15 protein-coding genes are annotated in these 20,048 nt (G+C 74.4%); 8 read left to right on the top strand and 7 right to left on the bottom strand.

Annotation, left to right across the window (positions count from 1 at the left end; genetic code table 11):
• The 3 genes from E1258_RS15155 to E1258_RS15145 form a co-directional block, all read left to right on the top strand.
• Positions 1-1,761 (top strand): DUF2079 domain-containing protein (locus tag E1258_RS15155; protein ID WP_132401138.1); only part of this gene is annotated, 1,761 nt, incomplete at its 5' end.
• A 75-nt stretch (positions 1,762-1,836) separates the two neighbouring features.
• Positions 1,837-2,478: a lipoyl(octanoyl) transferase LipB gene (lipB, locus tag E1258_RS15150; protein WP_132401135.1), complete on the top strand. Its 642-nt coding sequence runs from the start codon at positions 1,837-1,839 to the stop codon at positions 2,476-2,478.
• A 9-nt stretch (positions 2,479-2,487) separates the two neighbouring features.
• Positions 2,488-2,880, top strand: a complete 393-nt coding sequence (locus tag E1258_RS15145) for a VOC family protein (protein WP_132401132.1) — start codon at positions 2,488-2,490, stop codon at positions 2,878-2,880.
• Positions 2,881-2,898: 18 nt separating this feature from the next.
• Here E1258_RS15145 and aspS read toward each other — a convergent pair whose 3' ends face one another.
• On the bottom strand, positions 2,899-4,185 hold the full coding sequence (gene aspS / locus E1258_RS15140) for an aspartate--tRNA(Asn) ligase (protein WP_132401129.1): 1,287 nt from the start codon (positions 4,183-4,185) through the stop codon (positions 2,899-2,901).
• A gap of 422 nt (positions 4,186-4,607) precedes the next feature.
• Here aspS and lipA point away from each other — a divergent pair, with 422 nt between their 5' ends.
• The 3 genes from lipA (at position 4,608) to E1258_RS15125 (ending at position 7,945) form a co-directional block, all read left to right on the top strand.
• Positions 4,608-5,615: a lipoyl synthase gene (lipA, locus tag E1258_RS15135; RefSeq protein WP_132401126.1), complete on the top strand. Its 1,008-nt coding sequence runs from the start codon at positions 4,608-4,610 to the stop codon at positions 5,613-5,615.
• 103 nt (positions 5,616-5,718) lie between these two features.
• Positions 5,719-7,245, top strand: a complete 1,527-nt coding sequence (locus tag E1258_RS15130; protein ID WP_132401123.1) for an NAD(P)/FAD-dependent oxidoreductase — start codon at positions 5,719-5,721, stop codon at positions 7,243-7,245.
• Between the two features lie 10 nt (positions 7,246-7,255).
• Positions 7,256-7,945 (top strand): DUF4191 domain-containing protein, encoded by a 690-nt coding sequence (locus E1258_RS15125; RefSeq protein WP_132401120.1) that lies wholly within the window; start codon positions 7,256-7,258, stop codon positions 7,943-7,945.
• Between the two features lie 62 nt (positions 7,946-8,007).
• Here E1258_RS15125 and E1258_RS15120 read toward each other — a convergent pair whose 3' ends face one another.
• The gene (locus E1258_RS15120; RefSeq protein WP_371688618.1) at positions 8,008-8,409 is read right to left on the bottom strand and encodes an RDD family protein; all 402 of its coding nucleotides are present in this window, start codon (positions 8,407-8,409) and stop codon (positions 8,008-8,010) included.
• A 252-nt stretch (positions 8,410-8,661) separates the two neighbouring features.
• Between E1258_RS15120 and glnA the strand changes: the two genes are divergently transcribed.
• On the top strand, positions 8,662-10,086 hold the full coding sequence (gene glnA / locus E1258_RS15115) for a type I glutamate--ammonia ligase (RefSeq protein ID WP_132401117.1): 1,425 nt from the start codon (positions 8,662-8,664) through the stop codon (positions 10,084-10,086).
• A gap of 394 nt (positions 10,087-10,480) precedes the next feature.
• On the opposite strand, the gene mptB (E1258_RS15110) is transcribed toward glnA, so the two are convergent.
• The 5 genes from mptB (E1258_RS15110) to E1258_RS15090 form a co-directional block, all read right to left on the bottom strand.
• A complete protein-coding gene (gene mptB, locus E1258_RS15110; RefSeq protein ID WP_132401114.1) occupies positions 10,481-11,959 on the bottom strand; it encodes a polyprenol phosphomannose-dependent alpha 1,6 mannosyltransferase MptB in 1,479 nt (492 codons plus the stop codon).
• Positions 11,960-11,978: 19 nt separating this feature from the next.
• Entirely contained in the window at positions 11,979-13,403 is a 1,425-nt protein-coding gene (mptB, locus tag E1258_RS15105; RefSeq protein ID WP_165949772.1) for a polyprenol phosphomannose-dependent alpha 1,6 mannosyltransferase MptB, read from the bottom strand.
• On the bottom strand, positions 13,397-14,971 hold the full coding sequence (locus E1258_RS15100) for a hypothetical protein (RefSeq protein ID WP_207919568.1): 1,575 nt from the start codon (positions 14,969-14,971) through the stop codon (positions 13,397-13,399). The genes mptB (E1258_RS15105) and E1258_RS15100 overlap by 7 nt, the downstream gene beginning before the upstream one ends.
• Positions 14,972-15,038: 67 nt before the next feature.
• Entirely contained in the window at positions 15,039-18,161 is a 3,123-nt protein-coding gene (locus E1258_RS15095; RefSeq protein WP_132401111.1) for a bifunctional [glutamine synthetase] adenylyltransferase/[glutamine synthetase]-adenylyl-L-tyrosine phosphorylase, read from the bottom strand.
• 7 nt (positions 18,162-18,168) lie between these two features.
• Positions 18,169-19,002 (bottom strand): type 1 glutamine amidotransferase, encoded by an 834-nt coding sequence (locus E1258_RS15090; RefSeq protein WP_207919570.1) that lies wholly within the window; start codon positions 19,000-19,002, stop codon positions 18,169-18,171.
• Between the two features lie 110 nt (positions 19,003-19,112).
• Between E1258_RS15090 and E1258_RS15085 the strand changes: the two genes are divergently transcribed.
• Positions 19,113-20,045: an LD-carboxypeptidase gene (locus E1258_RS15085; RefSeq protein WP_132401108.1), complete on the top strand. Its 933-nt coding sequence runs from the start codon at positions 19,113-19,115 to the stop codon at positions 20,043-20,045.
• Positions 20,046-20,048: the final 3 nt, after the last annotated feature.

Raw genomic sequence — 20,048 nt, 5'->3', positions numbered from 1 at the left:
GACCGGCGCGCCGACCTGCTCTTCGCGCTGCTCGCGCTGACCCTCGCCGGCTGGGTCACCAGCGGGCTGTGGCTGGGCCCGAACCAGCGGGCGATCACCGTCAACTCCAGCGACCAGGCGCTGTTCGAGTGGCTGCTCGCCTTCGGCGGGCACGCGCTGACCCACGGCCAGAACCCGCTCTTCACGACCCTGGTCAACGTTCCGGACGGGGTGAACCTCGCGGTCAACACCTCGATCACCGTGTACGCGGCTTTCTTCGCGCCGCTGACATACCTGATCGGGCCACCCGCGACGTTCCTGGTGATCCTCACCGGGAACCTCGCCGCCACCGCGCTGGCCTGGTACCTGCTGCTGTCCCGGCAGTTCGTGCGCAGCCGGCTCGCGGCGGGCCTCGGCGCGCTGTTCGTGGCGTACTCCCCCGGGATGGTGTCGCACGCCAACGCCCACCTGAACTGGACCGCCGGGTGGCTGGTGCCGCTGCTGCTGTGGCGGGTGTTCGCGCTGCGCGAGCCCGGGCGCTGGCTGCGCAACGGGGTCGTGCTCGGCGTCGCCGTCGCGGTCGCCTTCTCCATCGCCGCCGAGGGGCTGTTCTTCACCGCCCTCGCGCTCGGCGTGTTCCTGCCGATCTGGGCGCTGCACCCCGGCCGGCGGGCGCGGGCCAGGGCGGCGCTGCCCGCCTTCCTGCGCGGGCTGGGCGTGACCACGCTGACCGCCGGGTCGCTGCTGGCGTACCCGCTGTGGCTGCACTTCGCCGGCCCGCAACGGTTCCACGGCACCGGCTTCGACCCGGTCATCCACGCCGAGGACATCGCCGCGTACGCGGCGTACCCGCGCCGGTCGCTGGCCGGCGAGGCGGGGCTGGGCACCTCCCTCGCCCCCAACCCGACCGAGGAGAACTCGTTCTTCGGGGTGCCGCTGCTGCTGCTCGCCGCCGTCTGCCTCGGCTACCTGTGGCGGCGGGACCGGGCCCTTCGGGCCACCGTCGCCGCCCTCGGCGGCACCGCCGTGGTGTTCGCCGTGCTCTCCTGGGGGCCCCGGGCCAAGTGGGCCGGCCGGCACACCGACACGCCGCTGCCGTTCCTGCTGCTGGACAACCTGCCGGTGGTCAACGCCGCCCTGCCGGCCCGGCTGGCCCTGATCGTGGCCCCGGTGTTCGGGGTGCTGCTGGCGTACACCGTCGACCGGCTGCGGGCCGACCCGCCGCGGCGCCGGGCCGCGCGCGCCGCCTGGGGGCTCGGCCTCGCGGTGGCGCTGCTGCCGCTGCTGCCCACGCCGCTGCTGACCGGCGTCCGCGAGCCGGTGCCGGCGTTCATCACCGCCGGCACCTGGCGGGAGTACGTCTCCCCGGGCGGGACGCTCACCCCGCTGCCGCTGACCCTCGACGTGACCCCGGACGGGCAGCGCTGGCAGGCGTACGCGCTCGCCCACCGGCAGGGTGAGTTCCGCATCCCGGCGGGGTTCTTCCTCGGCCCCGGCGGCCCGGACGGCCGGGGCCGGATCGGGCCGCCGCCGCGCACCTTCGACACGCTGATGGACCAGGCCGGCCGCACCGGCCTCGTCCCGATCGTCACCGAGGGCAGCATCCGGCTGTCCCTGGCCGACCTGCGGTACTGGGGGGTCGAGGTGGTGGTCCTCGCCGACCGGGTGCACGGCGCGAAGTACGACCTCGACGAAGACGCCCTGCGCCGCACCGCCACCGCCCTGCTCGGCACCCCGCAGCGCGTCGACGACGTCTGGCTCTGGCGGGTCCCGCCGGCCTGACCCGCCCACCCGACACGCCGGTGGTGAGCCGGCTCACCGAAGGTGACCGGCCGGTACGGGACTACGCTGGTGGGCGTGACCGCGACGATTCCGGGGCTGACCGCCGTACGTGCAGGGGTGCTCGACTACCAGGCCGCGTGGGACGAGCAGCGGCGGCTGCACGAGTCGGTGGTGGCCGGCGAGCGCGGCGACACGGTGCTGCTGCTGGAGCACCCGAGCGTCTACACGGCCGGCAAACGCACCGAGCCGTGGGACCGGCCGCTGGACGGCACCCCCGTCGTGGACGTGGACCGCGGCGGCAAGATCACCTGGCACGGCCCGGGGCAGCTCGTCGGGTACCCGATCGTGAAGCTGCCCGACCCGGTGGACGTCGTCGCGTACGTGCGCCGCACCGAGCAGCTGCTGATCGACGTCTGCGCCGAGTTCGGCCTGGCCGCCGACCGGGTCGACGGGCGCAGCGGGGTCTGGGTGCCCGAGGACGACCGGGGGCCGGCCCGCAAGGTCGCCGCCATCGGCATCCGGGTCGCCCGTGGGGTGACCCAGCACGGCTTCTCGATCAACTGCGACTGCGACCTGGCGTACTTCGACCGGATCGTGCCCTGCGGCATCCGCGACGCCGGGGTCACCTCGCTCACCGCGGAGCTCGGCCGCCCGATCACCGTGGCCGACGTGCTGCCGGTGGTGGAGCGCCACCTGCCCACCCTGATCACGCTCTAGGCTCGGCGGGTGCGGATCGATCTCGTCACCCTCGTCGTCGCCGAGTACGACCCGGCGATCGCCTTCTTCACCGAGGTCCTCGGTTTCGAGCTGGTCGAGGACTCCCCGGCGGAGACCACCGACGGCCGTCCGAAGCGGTGGGTGGTGGTCCGCCCTCCGGGCGCGCAGACCGGCCTGCTGCTGGCCCGGGCCGACGGCACGCGGCAGGAGGCGGCGGTCGGCGCCCAGACCGCCGGGCGGGTCGGCTTCTTCCTGCGGGTCGACGATTTCGACGCCACCCACCGCCGCCTCGCCGACGCGGGCGTGGAGTTCGTCCGGCCGCCGCGCACCGAGCCGTACGGCCGGGTGGCTGTCTTCCGCGACATCGCCGGCAACCCCTGGGACCTACTCGGCCCGGCCTGAACGGCCCGGCTGCCGTCTTCAGGGGGTGAGGCGGTGCAGGTCGCGGGGAAAGGCCGTGACCTCACGGACGTTGGCCGCGCCGACCAGGCGGGCGACGAAGCGCTCCAGGCCGATCGCGAAGCCGCCGTGCGGCGGCATGCCGTGCCGGAACGCGTCGACGTAGCCGGCGTACGGCTCGACCGGCTCGCCGCGCGCCGCGAGTGCCGCCAGGTACTCGTCGTAGCGGTGCAGGCGCTGCCCGCCGGTGACCAGCTCAAGGCCGCGGAACAGCAGGTCGAACCCGTTCGAGTACGCCGGCCGCGCCGGGTCCGGGTGGGTGTAGAAGGGCCGCTTCGCCATCGGGTACCCGGTGACGAAGACGAACTCGCTGCCGTGCTCGCGGCGGGCCCACTCCCCCAGCGCCCGCTCGTGGGCAGGGGCGAGGTCCGGCTCGTCGGCCGGCGCGCCGGCGATGGCCAGCGCCTCGGTGAAGCGCACGGCCGGAATCCGGGCCGGCACCGGCGGCACCGTCACGCCCAGCGTGGCCAGCGCGGCACCGGCCCGGTCGGCCACGGTCGCCAGCATCCCGGCGAGGGTGTCCCGCAGCACGACCATCACGTCGGTGTGGTCGCCGACGAAGCCCAGCTCCGCGTCGAGGGACGTGTACTGGGCCAGGTGCCGGGCCGTGTCGTGCGGCTCGGCCCGGAACACCGGCCCGACCTCGTACACGCGCTCGAAGACGCCGACCATGAGCTGCTTGTAGAACTGCGGGGACTGCGCCAGGTACGCGGGCCGGCCGAACCAGTCCAGCGCGAAGACGTTCGCGCCGCTCTCGGTGGACGAGGCGACCACCTTCGGGGTGTGGATCTCCACGAAGTGGCGAGCGTCGAGGGTGGCCCGGAACCCGGCCACCGCCGCCGCCGAGACCCGCAGCGCCGCCGACCTGAGCGGGTGGCGCAGCGCGACGGGTGCGTGGTCGAGCTGGGTGGGCAGGGTAGCCGTCAGCGCCGGCCGGTACAGGTCGAACGGGGGCGCGGCGGCGGGTGGGCCGAGCGGTCGTACCGTCGGGTGGATCAGCTCCACCCCGGTGGGGGCCGCCGGGTTCGCGACCACCGTCGCGGTGACCTCGACCACGGTCTCCTCGGTGAGTTCCTCGACGGCGGCGCGGGCGGCCGGGTCGGTGGCCACCACCTGGGCCAGGCCGGCGGCGTCCCGCACGATCAGGAACGCCACCGACTTGAGCAGCCGGCGGCGGTGCACCCAGCCGGCGACCCGGACGGTCGCGCCGACGTGGGCGGGGAGTTGGGTGGACAGGATGCGTTGCACGGCGGTTACCTCCTCGATCGATCGCAACGCGATCCCCGGGAGGTGTGGGCGAGCGGGTCCTCGCGGTGCCACCACACCTTCGCCCCCGCACGCGGGGGCCTCGTTCGTCGCCTGATGACCGGGGCCAGCCGGGCGGGTTCTACCAGGCACGGGTGTCGGGGACACCGCGCCGTTCTTCCCGCAGCTCGGGAGGGTCTTCGTGCGCCGACGCCAGACCGCCTCGCAGCGTTCGGCGGCTCTCTGGACTGGCGGGGCGGCGCACTACTCGGCTCCGTCGCAGCTTTGCGGGGCACGCTAGCAGCCGGGCGCGGCGGTGCAACGGGGTTTTCGGCGGCGGTGGTGGGCGGCGTCACAGGAATCGGGAGGTGACGGGCATCGCCTCCCGTTCATCGACGGCCGCCGTCGGGCGTAGGCTCGGTTTTGTGACGATCGAGCACGCCGCGTCGACGACGCCGACGACCGAGCAGCCGACGACCAGCCCCGCCTCGCGTACCGCGACGGTCGCCCCGGAGGGTCGGCGCATGCTGCGGATCGAGGCGCGCAACGCCGAGACGCCGATCGAACGCAAACCACCGTGGATCAAGGTGAAGGCCAAGATGGGGCCGGAGTACACCCAGCTACGCGGGCTCGTCTCGCGCGAGGGGCTGCACACCGTCTGCCAGGAGGCCGGCTGCCCCAACATCTACGAGTGCTGGGAGGACCGGGAGGCGACCTTCCTCATCGGCGGCGACCAGTGCACCCGGCGCTGCGACTTCTGCCAGATCGACACGGGCAAGCCGGCCGAGTTCGACGCCGACGAGCCGCGCCGGGTGGCCGAGTCGGTGGTGTCGATGGGCCTGCGGTACGCGACGATCACCGGTGTCGCCCGCGACGACCTGCCCGACGGCGGCGCCTGGCTGTATGCGGAGACGGTTCGCCAGATCCACGCCCTCCAGCCGGGCTGCGGGGTCGAGCTGCTGATCCCCGACTTCAACGCGGTCCCCGGGCAGCTCGCCGAGGTGTTCGGCGCGCGCCCGGAGGTGCTGGCGCACAACGTCGAGACGGTGCCACGGATCTTCAAGCGGATCCGGCCGGCGTTCCGCTACGAGCGCTCGCTGGACGTGATCCGGCAGGCCCGCGCCGATGGCCTGGTCACCAAGAGCAACCTGATCCTCGGCATGGGCGAGGACCGGGCCGAGGTGTCCCAGGCCCTGCGGGACCTGCACGACGCCGGCTGCGAGTTGATCACCATCACGCAGTACCTGCGTCCGTCACCCCGGCACCACCCGGTGACCCGCTGGGTGAAGCCGGAGGAGTTCGTGGAGCTGCGCGAGGAGGCCGAGGAGATCGGCTTCGCCGGGGTGATGAGCGGGCCGCTGGTGCGCTCGTCGTACCGGGCCGGCCGGCTCTACCGGCAGGCCCTCGACGCCCGCAGCAGTTCCTGCCGGTAATATGCGCGCCCGCGCAGGCAGCCCTGCGGGCACAGAGTCGCACGACGTCCCATCCTGCGGGGCAACCCTTGCCGAAAGACGTCGAAGATGATGGATTTATGTAATGTCCCTGCCACATACCGTCGTCATCGGCGCCGGCCCCGCCGGCCTCACTGCCGCCTACGAGCTGACCAGGCGGAACGCCTCCGTTGAGGTGATGGAGGCGGACGACGTCGTGGGCGGGATCAGCCGTACCGTCGAACGGGACGGTTGGCGGTTCGACATCGGTGGGCACCGGTTCTTCACGAAGGTCGCCCGGGTCGAGGAGTTCTGGCACGAGGTGCTGCCCGACGGCGACTTCCTGCTGCGTCCCCGGATGAGCCGGATCCACTACCGGGGCAAGCTGTTCGACTACCCGCTGCGGGCCGGCAACGCGCTGGGCAACCTGGGAATCGTCGAGGCGGTGCGCTGCGTCGGGTCGTACCTGTGGGCGCGGCTGCGGCCACCGGCGGACCAGAGCCACTTCGAGGGGTGGGTGTCGGCCCGCTTCGGCACCCGGCTGTACCGGATGTTCTTCAAGACGTACACCGAGAAGGTCTGGGGTTTCCCGGCCACGGAGCTGCAGGCGGACTGGGCGGCCCAGCGCATTCGCAACCTGTCGCTGGCCGGCGCGGTGCGCAACGCGCTGCTGCCCCGCCGGGCCCGCGCCGACATCACCAGCCTGATCGAGGAGTTCCAGTATCCGAAACTCGGCCCGGGGATGATGTGGGAGCGCTGCGCCGAGCTGGTCGCGAAGGCCGGCGGCGTGGTGACGATGGGCACGTCGGTGGCGCGGGTGCACCGGGCCGACGGCCGGGCGGTCGCGGTGATTGTGGCGGGCCCGGACGGCGAGCGCCGCGTCGAGGCCGACCACGTGATCTCCAGCATGCCGCTGCCGGCGCTGGTGCGGGCCGTGGATCCGCCCGCCCCGCCGCAGGTGCTGGCCGCCGCCGACGCGCTGCGGCACCGCGACTTCCTCACCGTGGCGCTGGTCGTGCCGGCCGACGCCGGGTTCCCGGACAACTGGATCTACGTGCACACCCCGGGGGTACGGGTGGGCCGGATCCAGAACTTCGGCTCCTGGTCGCCGTACCTGGTGCGGGACGGGTTCACCTGCCTCGGACTGGAGTACTTCGTCGACGAGGGCGACGACCTGTGGGAGTCGGACGACGACGACCTGGTCGCCCTGGGCACGGCCGAGCTGGAGGCGCTCAGGCTGGTCCGCCCCGGCGCCGTCTCGGCCGGGTACGTGGTGCGGATGCCGAAGGCGTACCCGGTCTACGACTTCGGGTACGAGCAGGCCGTGGAGACCATGCGCGACTGGCTGGCCGAGGCGCTGCCGAACGTGCACCCGGTGGGCCGCAACGGTATGCACCGGTACAACAACCAGGACCACTCGATGCTCACGGCGATGCTGGCCGTGGAAAACATCCTCGACGCCGCCGGCCACGACGTGTGGGCGGTGAACGTGGAGGAGGAGTACCACGAGCAGGCCGGATCGTCCTTTGCCGGCGGGCAGCACGGCACCGGGCGGGCCGCCCCGGTGCTGCCCAACCGTCCGGTCGAGGGCCGGACCGGGCGCGGATCAACGGGGCAGGCGGCGACCACCTAGACTCTGCGGCATGGCGAAGCCCCAGGAGAAGGTCTCGTTCGGCCAGCGGCTGAAGCAGATCGGGATGGTGTTCAGTTTCACCGCCAAGCAGGATCGGTGGTTCGCTCCGCTGGCCACCGGCGCGGTGCTGATCCCGCTCGCGCTGACCGTGGTCGCGGTGCTTCTCTGGGGTTGGTTCTGGCTGCCGCTGGGCATCCTGGTCGCCCTGCTCGCCCTGCTGATCGTGCTCAACCTGCGGTCCAACAAGGCGATGATGAACGCCGCCGAGGGGCAGCCCGGCGCGGCGGCACAGATCATGGAGAGCATGCGCGGCGACTGGCGGGTGTCCCCGGCGGTCAGCGCGACCACCCAGATGGACATGGTGCACCTGGTGATCGGCCGCCCCGGCGTGATCCTGCTCGCCGAGGGGAACCCGCAGCGGGTGCGCGGCCTGCTGGGGCAGGAGAAGCGGCGGCTGGCCAAGGTGATCGGCTCCGCTCCGCTGCACGACTACGTGATCGGCCAGGGCGAGGGTGAGCTGCCGATCCGCAAGCTGCGGATGACGCTGATGCGGCTGCCGCGCGCCCTAAGCGGCAAGGACGTCAACACCCTCGACAAGCGGCTCAAGGCGCTCACCGCCCGCCCGCAGATGCCCAAGGGCGCGATCCCGAAGAACATGCGCCCGCCACGCGGCGCGTTCCGCCAGAGCCGGGGTCGCTGACGGCGGCTCGGCGACCGTGCGGGGCGGGTCGCGGCGGCTCGGTGACCGCGTGGCCCAGCGGCTCAGCGACCGCGCGGGGCGGCGGCGACCACCGACCCGGTGAGGCGGTCGTGCAGGCCGCGGCGGTGCTCGTCCATGATCAGGGCCGGGACCACCAGGGCCAGCAGGAGGCCGCGCAGCAGCGCCCGGGCCAGGCCGATCCGGCCGCCGTCGGCCCATGACAGGCAGCGGATCCGGGTGACGTACATGCCGGGGGTCTGGGCGAACAGGCCGAGGAAGAAGCCGTACTCGACGATCAGCACCACGACGGGGGCCCAACCGTCGCGGACCGGGTCGGCGAAGAAGTTGGACACCAGCAAACAGAGCACCCAGTCGATCACCAGGGCGCCGAAGCGGCGGCCCAGGGTGGGCGGCGCGAAGGCGGGGTCGGCGACGGGCGGCGCGGGGGGCTGCGGCGTGGTCACGAGCGCCAAGGGTAGTCAGGCATGCGGGGGTGGCCGGAACCACACCTGCCGCCAAACCGGACCAAAGGCGATAATCTGCGGTACAGTGCCGCGTCGGCTATCGTCCGAACGGACATCCGACGGCGACTGAGCGGCGCATATGACGCAGCGCGAGCGACGTAACACGACCGAAACACAGCAGATACGGCCGAGCAACCGCACGGCCATACGGTCGCCAGAAGCCAGCCACCCGTGGACGTGCCAGGAGGACGTGTGTTCGCCAATCCCGAGGAACTCCTGCGATACCTCAAGAACGAGGACGTGAAGTTCGTCGACGTACGTTTCTGTGACCTGCCCGGCGTGATGCAGCACTTCAACCTGCCGGTGGAGTCCTTCGACGACAGCGTCTTCAACGACGGTCTCGCCTTCGACGGGTCGTCGATCCGCGGCTTCCAGGCGATCCACGAGTCGGACATGCTCCTGCTCCCGGACGTCGCGACCGCCTTCATCGACCCCTTCCGCGCGCAGAAGACCCTCGCGCTCAACTTCTTCATCCACGACCCGTTCACCCGCGAGGCGTACTCCCGGGACCCGCGGAACGTGGCGAAGAAGGCCGAGGCGTACCTCGCGGCGAGCGGCATCGCCGACACCGCGTACTTCGGTGCCGAGGCGGAGTTCTACATCTTCGACTCGATCCGCCACGAGACCTCGGCCAACCAGTCGTTCTACTACATCGACTCGATCGAGGGCGCCTGGAACACCGGCCGCGAGGAGCCGGGCGGCAACCGCGGGTACAAGACCGCGTACAAGGGCGGGTACTTCCCGGTGCCGCCGGTCGACCACTACGCCGACCTGCGTGACGGCATGGTCCGCCGCCTCGTCGACGCCGGCTTCACCGTGGAGCGCTCGCACCACGAGGTCGGCACCGCCGGCCAGTCGGAGATCAACTACCGGTTCTCCACCCTGCTGCACTCGGCCGACCAGCTCCAGCTCTTCAAGTACCTGATCAAGAACGAGGCCTGGGTCAACGGCAAGACGGCGACGTTCATGCCGAAGCCGCTCTTCGGCGACAACGGCTCGGGCATGCACACCCACCAGAGCCTGTGGTTGAACGGCGAGCCGCTGTTCTACGACGAGACCGGCTACGCCGGCCTGTCGGACACCGCCCGCTGGTACATCGGCGGCCTGCTGCACCACGCCCCGTCGCTGCTGGCCTTCACCAACCCGACGGTCAACTCGTACCGCCGCCTGGTGCCCGGCTACGAGGCCCCGGTGAACCTGGTCTACTCGCAGCGCAACCGCTCCGCCTGCACCCGCATCCCGGTGACCGGCAGCAACGCGAAGGCCAAGCGGGTCGAGTTCCGCGTGCCGGACCCGTCGAGCAACCCGTACCTCGCCTTCTCGGCCATGATGATGGCCGGCCTCGACGGCATCAAGAACAAGATGGAGCCGCCGGCGCCGATCGACAAGGACCTGTACGACCTGCCGCCGGAGGAGTGGGGCTCGGTCAAGCAGGTTCCGGGCTCGCTGCCCGAGGTGCTCGACGCGCTCGAGGCCGACCACGACTACCTGCTCGACGGCGGCGTCTTCACGCCGGACCTGATCTCCACCTGGGTGGGGTGGAAGCGGGCCAACGAGGTCGACCCGGTGCGCCTGCGCCCGACCCCGCACGAGTTCGCGATGTACTTCGACTGCTGACGCTCGACTGCTGAACTCTCGGTTCAGCACGCTCCTCCAGCACCGGCCGGGCCGGCCCCGCAGCACGCGGGGTCGGCCCGGCCGCTTTCACCCGGCCGCTTTCACCCGGCCGCCGCGGCTAGGACACCTTCACGGGCGCATTTGGAGCTGCCCGCACAAACGGGGCACCACGCGAGCCCGTCGCCACCCGACCTGACGACCGGAACGCCGTGCCCACCGAGCGGAAGCGCAACGCCCGGGCGGGCGGGCGGAGATCAGGCCTGAGCGCACGAACGGGGCAGTTCCAAAGGGACCACCGACGACCAGGCCGGGCCGCACCAACGGGGCAGCTCCAAAGCACTGACCAACGGCCAGGCCGGGCCAACGGGTAGCCCCGAAGGGGCCAGCAGGCCGCTCACGGCCCGAACACGCCCCGCCGCCGCGCCGGTTCATTAAACCGGCCCCCCGCCAGCGTCGCCCATGCCACCAGCACCAACACCAGCGCCGTCATCGCGATCGCGCCCGGGGCCTTCGTGGAGCGGGCCAGGTTGGTGCCGTCCGGCAGGGTGAGGACGGCGGCCACCACGCTGGGCAGCACGAACCACGTGGTCCGGGCCGCCCGGGTGACCGAAACGGCGAGCAGCGTCAGCGGCCAGGTGGCGTACCAGGGGTGGAAGACCGGCGAGAGGGCGACGGTGGCGGCCAGCGCCAGCCCCGCGCCGAGCAGGGTCGTCCGGGGCCGGGCCGCGGCCAGGGCACGCACCCGCTGGCGTACGTCGCCCAGCCGCCGCAGCGACCGCCACGCCCACCACCACAGGGCCGCCAGCGTCGCCGCGAGCAGCAGCAGGCCGGCGGCCCGGGTCACCGGCACGGCGTCGGGCCGCCGACCGGCCAACTTTCCCGCGTAGTCGACGACGAAACCGACGGCGGTCGGCGGCGACGTCCACTGCGCCGAGTCGCCGCTGCGGGCCAGCCCGTCGACCCAGCCCAGGCCCAGCCCGGATGCCATGGACGCCGCCAGCAGCGCCGCCAGCGCGCCACCGGCCAGCCAGCCCCCGTCGCGTAGCAGCGCCCGCCAGGTGTACCGGCCGAGCACGGCGGCCAGCGCCGCGAACGGCAGCACCACCACGGCGGTCGCCTTAACGGCCACGGCCAGCCCGAGCAGCGCCCCGGCCAGCAGCAGCGGGCGCGGCTTCCCGGGCCGGCGGACCAGCACCAGCAGGCCGAGCAGCAGCAGGCCGATGGCCACCGCGTCGTTGTGCGCGCCGGCCACCAGGTGCACCCCGACCAGGGGCGCGGCCAGCGCCAGCCAGGCGGCCCGCCGGGTCGGCACGCCCGCCGCCCGGGCCAGCCCCGGCAGGCAGAGCGCGGCCAGCAGCACGCCCGCTACGGCGTACAGCCGCAGCACCGCGATCGCACCGGCCAGCCCGCCGCCGAGGGTCACCGCGAGCGCGGCGAGCAGCACGAACAGCGGCCCGTACGGCGCGGGGGTGTCCCGCCAGATCGGGGCGACCGAGTCCAGCCACGGGCAGCCGGCCGCCGCCACCGCAACCCGGTACGGGTCGCGCCCGTGCGCGTACGACCAGCCCTGGCAGGCGTACGAGTAGACGTCGCGGCTGCCCAGCGGCGGCGCCGCCAGCAGCGGCAGCAGCCAGAGCCCGGCGGTCGTGTACGCCCACCGGCCCGACGGAGCGCCGTCGCGCAGCGCCCACCACGCCCCGACCATCAGCCCGGTGCCAGCCAGCCAGCAACCCAGCACCGCCGGCCCGTGCGGGCCCCGCCACACCTGCGCGGGGGTGCCGCCAGTCAGGTCGGGCAGCGCCCCGCCCAGCCAGCCGGCGACGGCGAGCAGCGCCGCGCCGAGCAGCCCGGCCCAGCGGGCGAGGACGGCCACCGGCGCACCCCTCGTTCAGTCAACTCCCCCGGACGGCGGGAACCGACGCGCGGTCGGCCCTGGCCGACCGTACCAACCGCACGGCCGCCCAGATCAGCAGAAGCGTCATCAACGGGGCCCCGGGCAGCTTCGTGTACCGGGCCAGCCCGGTACCGTCCGGCAGGATCAGGAACGCCGAGACCAGCGCGACGACGGTGAACCAGCGGGTATGGTGCACGGTCGTCGCGGCGAGCACGGTCAGCGGCCAGATCCAGTACCAGGGGTGCACGACCGGTGACATCGCCACCATGGCGGCGAGCGCCAGGCCGCCGTGCCACAGCGGGTTGCGGGTGCGGGCCCGCCACCAGAGCCAGAGCAGCAGCCCGGCCAGCACCACCACGCCGAGCGCCCGGGTCACCGGCAGCGCGTCGACGTGCGCGCCGAAGATCCGTGCGACGTACCCGGCGGTCTGGCCCACGGCGGTCGGCGGCGACGTCCAGGCGATCGCGTCGCCGCCCTTGGACAGCCCGCCGACCCAGCCGAAGTCCAGCCCACCGGCGAAGGTCACCCCGACCACGGTGGCGACCGAGCCGGCGACGACCCACCCGCCGTCACGCGCCAGCGTGCGGATCCGGTACGGCCCGGTCATGGCGGCCAGCGCGGCGAACGGGATCACCACCACGGCGGTGATCTTGATGGACACGGCCAGCCCGAGCAGCACTCCCCCGGCCAGCAGCGGACCGGGGCGACCTGGCCGGGCGGCCACCACGGCCAGCCCGGCGACCAGCAGGCCGACCATCAGCGCGTCGTTGTGCGCCCCGGCAACCAGGTGCACGCCGATCAGCGGGCTGGCCAGGGCCAGCCACAGTGCCCGGCCGACCGGCACCCCGCAACGGCGGGCCAGCACCGGCAGGCAGGCGGCGGTCAACGCCAGCCCGGCCACGGCGAACAGCCGGAACAGCACGATGCTTGCGGTCAGCGACCCTGTCGCCTTCACCACCGCACCGGCGAGCACCACGAACAGCGGACCATACGGGGCCGGAGTGTCCCGCCAGATGTACGAAATGCTGTCCAGCCACGGGCAGGGCAGCGCCGACACACCCTGCTCGTACGGGCTGATGCCGTTGGCAAAGCTGGCCCCCTGGCATGCGTACGCGTACACGTCGCGGCTGGCCATCGGCGGCGCGACCAGCAGCGGCAGCAGCCAGAGCCCGGCGGTGACCAGCGCCCAGCGCGCGGACGGCACCCCGTCGCGCAGCGTCCACCACGCGCCCGCCATCAGCGCGGTCCCGACGAGCCAGGCCACGATGATCAGTGGCCCGTGCGGGCCCTGCCAGATGCTGACCGGGGTGGGGCGCAGGTCGCCGCCGGGGAACGCCCCGCCGAGGAACGCGGAGAGCGACAGCAGCGCGGAGCCGGCGAGCCCCGCGTAACGGATCAGACGGTGACGGTCCACGGTCAGCATTGTCCGGACGGCCGCAGCGAGCTTCCCACCCGGTACGCCCCGGGCGTGGCCCCGCGCACCGCGACGAACCCGTCCGGGGCAGGGGCGAGGCAGCCACCCGGGCCGGTCAGGGTCAGCCAGCGAGACCAGCGCACCCGCACCAGCACGTCGCCGGGCGCGTCGACAGTGAACCCGACGGCGGCCCGGCCGGAGTCGACCAACCGGCCCGGCGGGCCGACCAGCGGGGCGGGTTCGGTCACCGCGTACAGCCGCCAGGTGCCGTCCCGCCATACCTCGCGCAGGTACGGCTGGCCAGCGGCGACGAGGGCGGCTTCCTGGCGGGCGTACCGGTCGGGCACGCTGTCGGGGGCGAGCGCGACGTACGCGACGGCCTCGCGGCGCAGCCAGGCGGCGTACGCGCCGGCGGTGAGGTCGTCGCCGTAGAACAGCGGGTTGCGGGCGGTGTCGACCTGCCGCTCCCAGCCCCGGGCCAGCGGCACGGTGTCCGGCAGGTACGCCGACTCCCAGTGGTCGCGCAGCGGCACCACCTCGACCCGGCCCACCGGCTGGCGGCGGGCCAGCTCGTCGACCAGCGGCCGGTAGTACGCCGCCGCGCTCTCGGGCGAGCCGGCCCGGGACAGGTCGGCGATCATCACCGGATTCTGCCACCAGACGCAGGCGGCGAGCAGCCCGGCCAGCCACGGGCCGGGCAGCGGCGCGTACCCCGCGAGCAGCGGCAGCGCGAACAGCATCGGCAGCCGCAGCGCGTTGGAGCCGATCGGGCTGGGCACGAGCTGGGCGGCGACCAGCAGCAGCACGGTCAGCGCGGCCCCGACGCGCAGCGTACGGCGGCGGCGCGGCACCGCGAAGAAGACCACCATGGCGAGGGCCACGTTGATCCGCATCGACTCGGCGGTGAACGGCTGCGTGCCCCCGTTGCCGAACAGCAGCGCCATCGGAGCGAGCGCGAGCGCCGGGGCGAGGCACAGCGTCAGGCTCTCGCCCAGCGGCCGGTCGGCCCGCCACCCGGCGGGCAGCGCCCGCCCCGGCCCGGGGCCCCGGCGCAGGCTCGCCAGCACCAGCGCCGCGCCGGCCAGGCCGATGAACAGGCCGGCGACCGGGCTGGCCCAGGTGGTCAACGCGGCGAGCAGCCCGGCCAGGGCCAGCCGCGCCGGGCGGACCCAGCCGGGCGCCGTTGGCCGGTCGGTGTCGACCGCGCAGAGCGCGAACAGGCCCAGCGCCAGCCCGACGGTGAAGGTGACCCGGCCGCTGGCCAGGTTGCCGACCAGCACGACCGCGCCGAGGACCCCGGCGAGCAGCGGCCGGCGAGCCCGGTGCCGGGCGAACAGGTGGCCCAGTGCGGCAGCGGCGAGCACCGCGGCGACGGCACCGAGCGGGCGGGGTCCCGTCCAGGCGGCCAGCCGGGCGGTGAACAGGCTGTAGCCGAACTGGTCGACCCCGCCGTACCAGCCGAGGTCGACCGGGGTGGCACCGTGCCGGCCGACGAAATCGGCCCGGGCCACCTGGGCGGCCAGGTCGGTGCCCATCGGCGGGGCGAGCAGGAACGCCACGCCGAGCAACGCCGCCACGCCGGCAGATGCTAAGAGGGGGCCCCTGCTGTACAAAAGCCGATAGGAAGGGGCCCTTCCTTGTGCCTCAGGCATCGAGAACGTGTTCCATCGCCGTGCGGGAGCGGCGGCCGGTGCGCAGGTACTCGTCGAGGAACTCGCCCGGGTCGTCGCGGCCCAGCAGTCGGACCACCCCGGCCAGCTCCACGCCGTGCCGGGGCAGCTGGTCGCCGGCGCGGCCCCGCACCAGCATCAGCGCGTTGCGGGCCTGCGCGGCGAGGGTCCAGCCGGCGGCCATCGCGGTGGCGTCCGCCGGGTCGACCAGGCCGGCGGCGCTCGCGGCCGAGAGCGCGTCGAGGGTACGCGTGCCGCGCAGCGCCGGCAGCCGGCCGGCGTGCCGGAGCTGGAGCAGCTGCACCGCCCACTCGACGTCGGCGAGCCCGCCCCGGCCCAGCTTGGTGTGGGTGGCCGGGTCGGCGCCCCGGGGCAGCCGCTCGGTCTCCACCCGCGCCTTGATCCGCCGGATCTCGACGATCTGCTCCCGGGTCAGCCCGTCGGCGGGGTACCGGACCGGGTCGACCATCGCCTCGAACTCGGCCCCGAGGTCGGCGTCGCCGCAGACGAACCGGGCGCGCAGCAGCGCCTGCGCCTCCCACACCTTCGACCAGCGGGCGTAGTACTGCGCGTACGCGGCGAGGCTGCGCACGAGGGGGCCCTGCCGGCCCTCCGGGCGCAGGTCGGCGTCCACGCCGAGGGCGGGGTCGGGGGCGGGGGCGGAGAGCAGCCGGCGCAGCTCCTCGGCGATCGCGTGGGCGGCGGCGCTGGCCGCGCCCTCGTCCGCCCCGGCGGGCGGATCGTAGACGAAGAGCACGTCGGCGTCGGAGAGGTAGTTCGACTCGTACCCGCCGAGCCGGCCCATGCCGATCACCGCGAACCGCAGGCCGGGCAGGGCCGGCTGGGCGGCCCGGGCGGCGCGCAGCGCGGCGGCCAGGGTGGCGTCGGTGACGTCGGACAGGGCGGTGCCGACGGCGGTGACGTCGGCGAGGCCGAGCGCGGCCCGTACGTCGGGGTCGGTACGGCCGGCGACGGCCCGCTCCTGGTCCCGGCTGGGGGTGGGGGCCAGCGACCCGGCCCGGCTCAGGACGTCGGCGCAGGCGATGCGGACCAGTTCCCGGCGGCGCAGCGCGCGTACCGCCCGGGTCGCCTCGACCGGGTCGTCGGCGTGCCGGGTCGCCGCGGCGGCGAAGCCCTCGCAGAGCACCCCGGCCGGGCGCGGGGTCAGCTCGTTCTCCTCGGCCAGCAGCCGCAGCGCCTCCGGCTCGCGGGCCAGCAGGTCGGCCGCGTACCGGGAGGAGGAGAGCACCCGGGCCAGCCGGCGGGCCACCGGGCCGGAGTCGCGCAGCAGCCGCAGGTACCAGGGGGTGTTGCCGAGGGAGTCGGAGACCTGCCGGTAGTTGAGCAGCCCCCGGTCCGGCTCGGGGGCGTCGGCGAACTCGCTGAGCAGCACCGGCAGCAGGGTGCGCTGGATGGCGGCGGTGCGGCTCACCCCGCCGGTGAGGGCCTGGAGGTGACGCAGCGCCCCGGCCGGGTCGGCGAAGCCGAGGATCTCCAGCCGGTGCCGGGCCGCCTCCGGGGTGAGCCGCAGCCCGTCGGCGGGGACGCGGGCCACCGACTCCAGCAGCGGCCGGTAGAGCAGCTTGGCGTGCAGCCGGCGTACCTCGGTGGCGTGGGTGACCCACTCGGCGCGGAACTCCTCGACGGCGCTGCGGCCCGGCGTGGCCGCGTAGCCGAGGGCGGCGGCGAGCCAGCGCAGCGCGGCCGGCTCGGTCGGCACGGTGTGGGTGCGGCGCAGGCCCTGGAGCTGGAGCCGGTGCTCGACGCCGCGCAGGAAGCGGTACCCGCGCAGCAGCGCCTCCCCGTCGGCCCGGCCCACGTAGCCGCCGGCCACCAGGGCGCGCAGCGCGGGGATGGTGCCGGGCACCCGCAACGTCTCGTCGCCCCGGCCGTGCACCAGTTGCAGCAGCTGGACGGCGAACTCGATGTCGCGCAGCCCGCCGGGGCCGCGCTTGATCTCGCGTTCCAGCTCCTTCGGCGGGATGTTGTCGATGATCCGGCGGCGCATCGAGCGGACGTCGTCGACGGCCTCGGGCCGCTCGGCGGCCCGCCACACCAGCGGGGCGAGCTGGTCGATCCACTCCTGGGACAGCGCCAGGTCACCGGCGGCCGGGCGGGCCTTGAGCAGCGCCTGGAACTCCCAGGTGCGCGCCCAGCGCCGGTAGTACGCCAGGTGGCTGGCGAGAGTGCGCACCAGCGGCCCCCGGTTGCCCTCGGGGCGCAGCGCCGCGTCGACGGGCCAGGCGACCAGCCCGCAGACGTGGATCAGCCGGGCGGCGATCGTGGTGGCCGCCGGCAGCTCGTCGTCCTCGGCGCAGACGAAGATCACGTCGACGTCGGAGACGTAGTTCAGCTCGCCGCCGCCGCACTTGCCCATCGCCACCACGCCGAGGCGGGGCACGGCGGCCCCCTCGAGCAGCTCACCCACCGCGATGTCGTACGCCGCCGCGAGGGTGGCGTCGGCCAGCGCGGAGAGCGCCGCCATGGTCTGCTCCAGGGCGCGCCCGCCGGTCAGGTCGGCCGCCGCGATCCGCAGCAGGGCCAGCCGGTACGCGTGTCGCAGCACCGCCACCGGCTGGGTGGACGCGGTGAGGCGGGCGGCGGCGGCCAGGTCGAGCCGACCCTCGGCGGCGGGGGCGAGCCCGTCAGGGGCGGTGGCGAGCACCGGCCACTGGCGCGGGTTGGCCACCAGGTGATCGCCGAGGGCCGAGGACGCGCCGAGCACGGCGACCAGCCGCCGGCGCAGCCCCGGGTCGGCGTGCAGCGTGTCCAGCACCACGGAGTCGCCGGGCCTGCCCGCAGAACCGTTGGCCGCAGCGGCCACGCTCGCAGCGGCGGGGCCGGTGGAAGGGGCGACGGGGCCGATGCGGGTGCGGCGCTCGGCCTCGACGAGGCGGTGCAGCTGGCGCAGGGCCAGGTCCGGGTCGGCGGCCCGGGACAGCGCGGCCAGCAGCTCGGCGGCCCGGTCGTCGACCGGTTCCTGTTCCTGCGGGTGCCACAGGTCGAGCCCGGCCGGGCCGAGCAGGTCGGCGGCGCGGGAGCTGTCGTCGGTGCCGAAGCCGTAGCGGGCCAGCCTGCCGCGGGCGGGTCTGCTCATGATCGGCTCAGTGCCCGAGCAGCGGCAGGGGACGCCGGACGCTGTCGTCGCCCAGCTCGCCGAGGGCGAGGGCGGCGAACCGGATCGCGAACGGCTGCCACACCTCCTCGACGTCGGCCATCACCCGGTCGCAGGCGGCGATTACCAGCTCGGGGTCGTAGCCCAGCTCGTCGAGCAGGGCGGAGTCGGCGGCCCAGTCGGCGATCATGGCGGTGTCGCACTCGATGTGGAATTGCAGGCCCCAGGCCCGGTCGCCGAGCCGGAACGCCTGGTGCGGGTAGCGGGTGGAGGCGGCCAGCAGGGTCGCCCCGTGCGGCAGCTCCGTGATCTCGTCGGTGTGCCACTGGAGCACGTCGGGGATCAGCGGCACGTACCGGAACAGCGGGTCGGCTTCGGCGGCGTCCCGCCGGCCGACCACGGCCGGGCCGACCTCGGGCCCGGACGGGCTGCGCTCGACCAGGCCGGCGTGCGCCGTGGCGAGCAGCTGCGCGCCGAGGCAGACGCCGAGGGTCGGCACCCGGTGCCGGACGGCCTTGCGTAGCAGCCCCTCCAGCTTCGGAAACCAGGGGGCCCCGGGGGTGGCGTCGGGCGCCGGGTACGCCCGCTGGTCGCCGCCGAGCACCACCAGCGCCACGTACCCGTCCAGGTCGTCGGGGAGGTCGTCCCCGGCGTGCGGTCGCAGCACCCGCAGTGCCAGGCCCCCCTCCACCAGCCACTCCCCCAGCCGGCGGGGGTCGTCGGTCGGGTCGTTCTCGATCACCAGCGCGGTTCCCACGCCGTCGAGGCTATCGGGTACGTCGACCGCCACCCGGAACGCCTCGACCCGCGCGCCGAGCGGCATTCCGGTACCCACTGCGGGAACCCGCGGCGCGTTCCCGGTACCCACTGCGGGAACCGCGGCGTTCCCGGTACCCACTGCGGGAAGCCGCCGGGCGGTTAGGCTCGGCGGCTGTGACCGCCGACGACGCCGTCCTGCGCCCACCGGTCCTGCGCCCCGGCGACACGGTGCTGCTGGTGTCCCCGTCCGGGCCGACCCGGCCCGAGCGGGTGGCCCGGGGCATGGAGCTGCTCACCAGTTGGGGGCTGCGGCCGGTGCCCGCCCCGCACGCGTACGCCCGCCGGGGCTACCTGGCCGGCGCGGACGAGCTGCGCGCCGCCGACCTGAACGCCGCGTTCGCCGACCCGCAGGTGCGCGGGGTGATCTGCACCCGGGGCGGCTACGGCGCGCAGCGCATCGTGGACGCCGTCGACATGGCGGCGGTACGCCGGGACCCGAAGGTGGTCGCCGGCTTCTCCGACATCACCGCGTTGCAGCTCGCCCTGTGGCGGGGCGCCCGGCTGGCCGGCGTGCACGGCCCCGGGGCGGCCTGGCTGGACGAGCGCACCCCGCTGCGTTCCGCCGAGTCGCTGCACGCCGCCCTGATGACCACCGGACCGGTCACCGTCGCCGCCGTGCCCGGGGAGGAGACCTTCGGCGTACGGGTGCCCGGCCGCGCCACGGGGACGCTGCTCGGCGGCAACCTGTGCCTGCTCGCCGCCACCCTCGGCACCCGGGACATGCCGGACCTGACCGGAGCGGTGCTGCTGGTCGAGGACGTGCAGGAGCCCCCGTACAAGGTCGACCGGATGCTCACGCAGTTGCGCCGCGCCGGGGCGCTGGACGGCCTGGTCGGTGTGGCCGTCGGCCAGTTCACCGACTGCGCGGACGGCTGGGAGACCACGGTCGCCGACGTGCTGACCGAACGCCTCGGCGACCTCGGCGTACCGGTCCTCGGCGGCCTGCCGATCGGCCACGGCCACGGCCAGCTCACGGTCCCCGTCGGCACCGAGGCCACCCTCGACGCCGAAGCCGGCACCCTCACCACCTCCCCCGCTGTCGCCTAGCCC

It is taken from the genome of Micromonospora sp. KC207 (genome assembly GCF_004348615.1).
Taxonomy (GTDB): domain Bacteria; phylum Actinomycetota; class Actinomycetes; order Mycobacteriales; family Micromonosporaceae; genus Micromonospora.
Note: the sequence above shows the minus strand (reverse complement) of the source record. Positions and strands in the feature narration are given on the sequence as shown.

Bases quoted from the DNA above. Each gene is read 5' to 3' on its own strand.
- E1258_RS15130 (WP_132401123.1), top strand. From the start codon at position 5,719: ATGTCCCTGCCACATACCGTCGTCATCGGCGCCGGCCCCGCCGGCCTC.
- E1258_RS15125 (WP_132401120.1), top strand. From the start codon at position 7,256: ATGGCGAAGCCCCAGGAGAAGGTCTCGTTCGGCCAGCGGCTGAAGCAG.
- mptB (WP_165949772.1), bottom strand. From the start codon at position 13,403: ATGCTGACCGTGGACCGTCACCGTCTGATCCGTTACGCGGGGCTCGCC.
- E1258_RS15095 (WP_132401111.1), bottom strand. From the start codon at position 18,161: ATGAGCAGACCCGCCCGCGGCAGGCTGGCCCGCTACGGCTTCGGCACC.
- E1258_RS15090 (WP_207919570.1), bottom strand. From the start codon at position 19,002: ATGCCGCTCGGCGCGCGGGTCGAGGCGTTCCGGGTGGCGGTCGACGTA.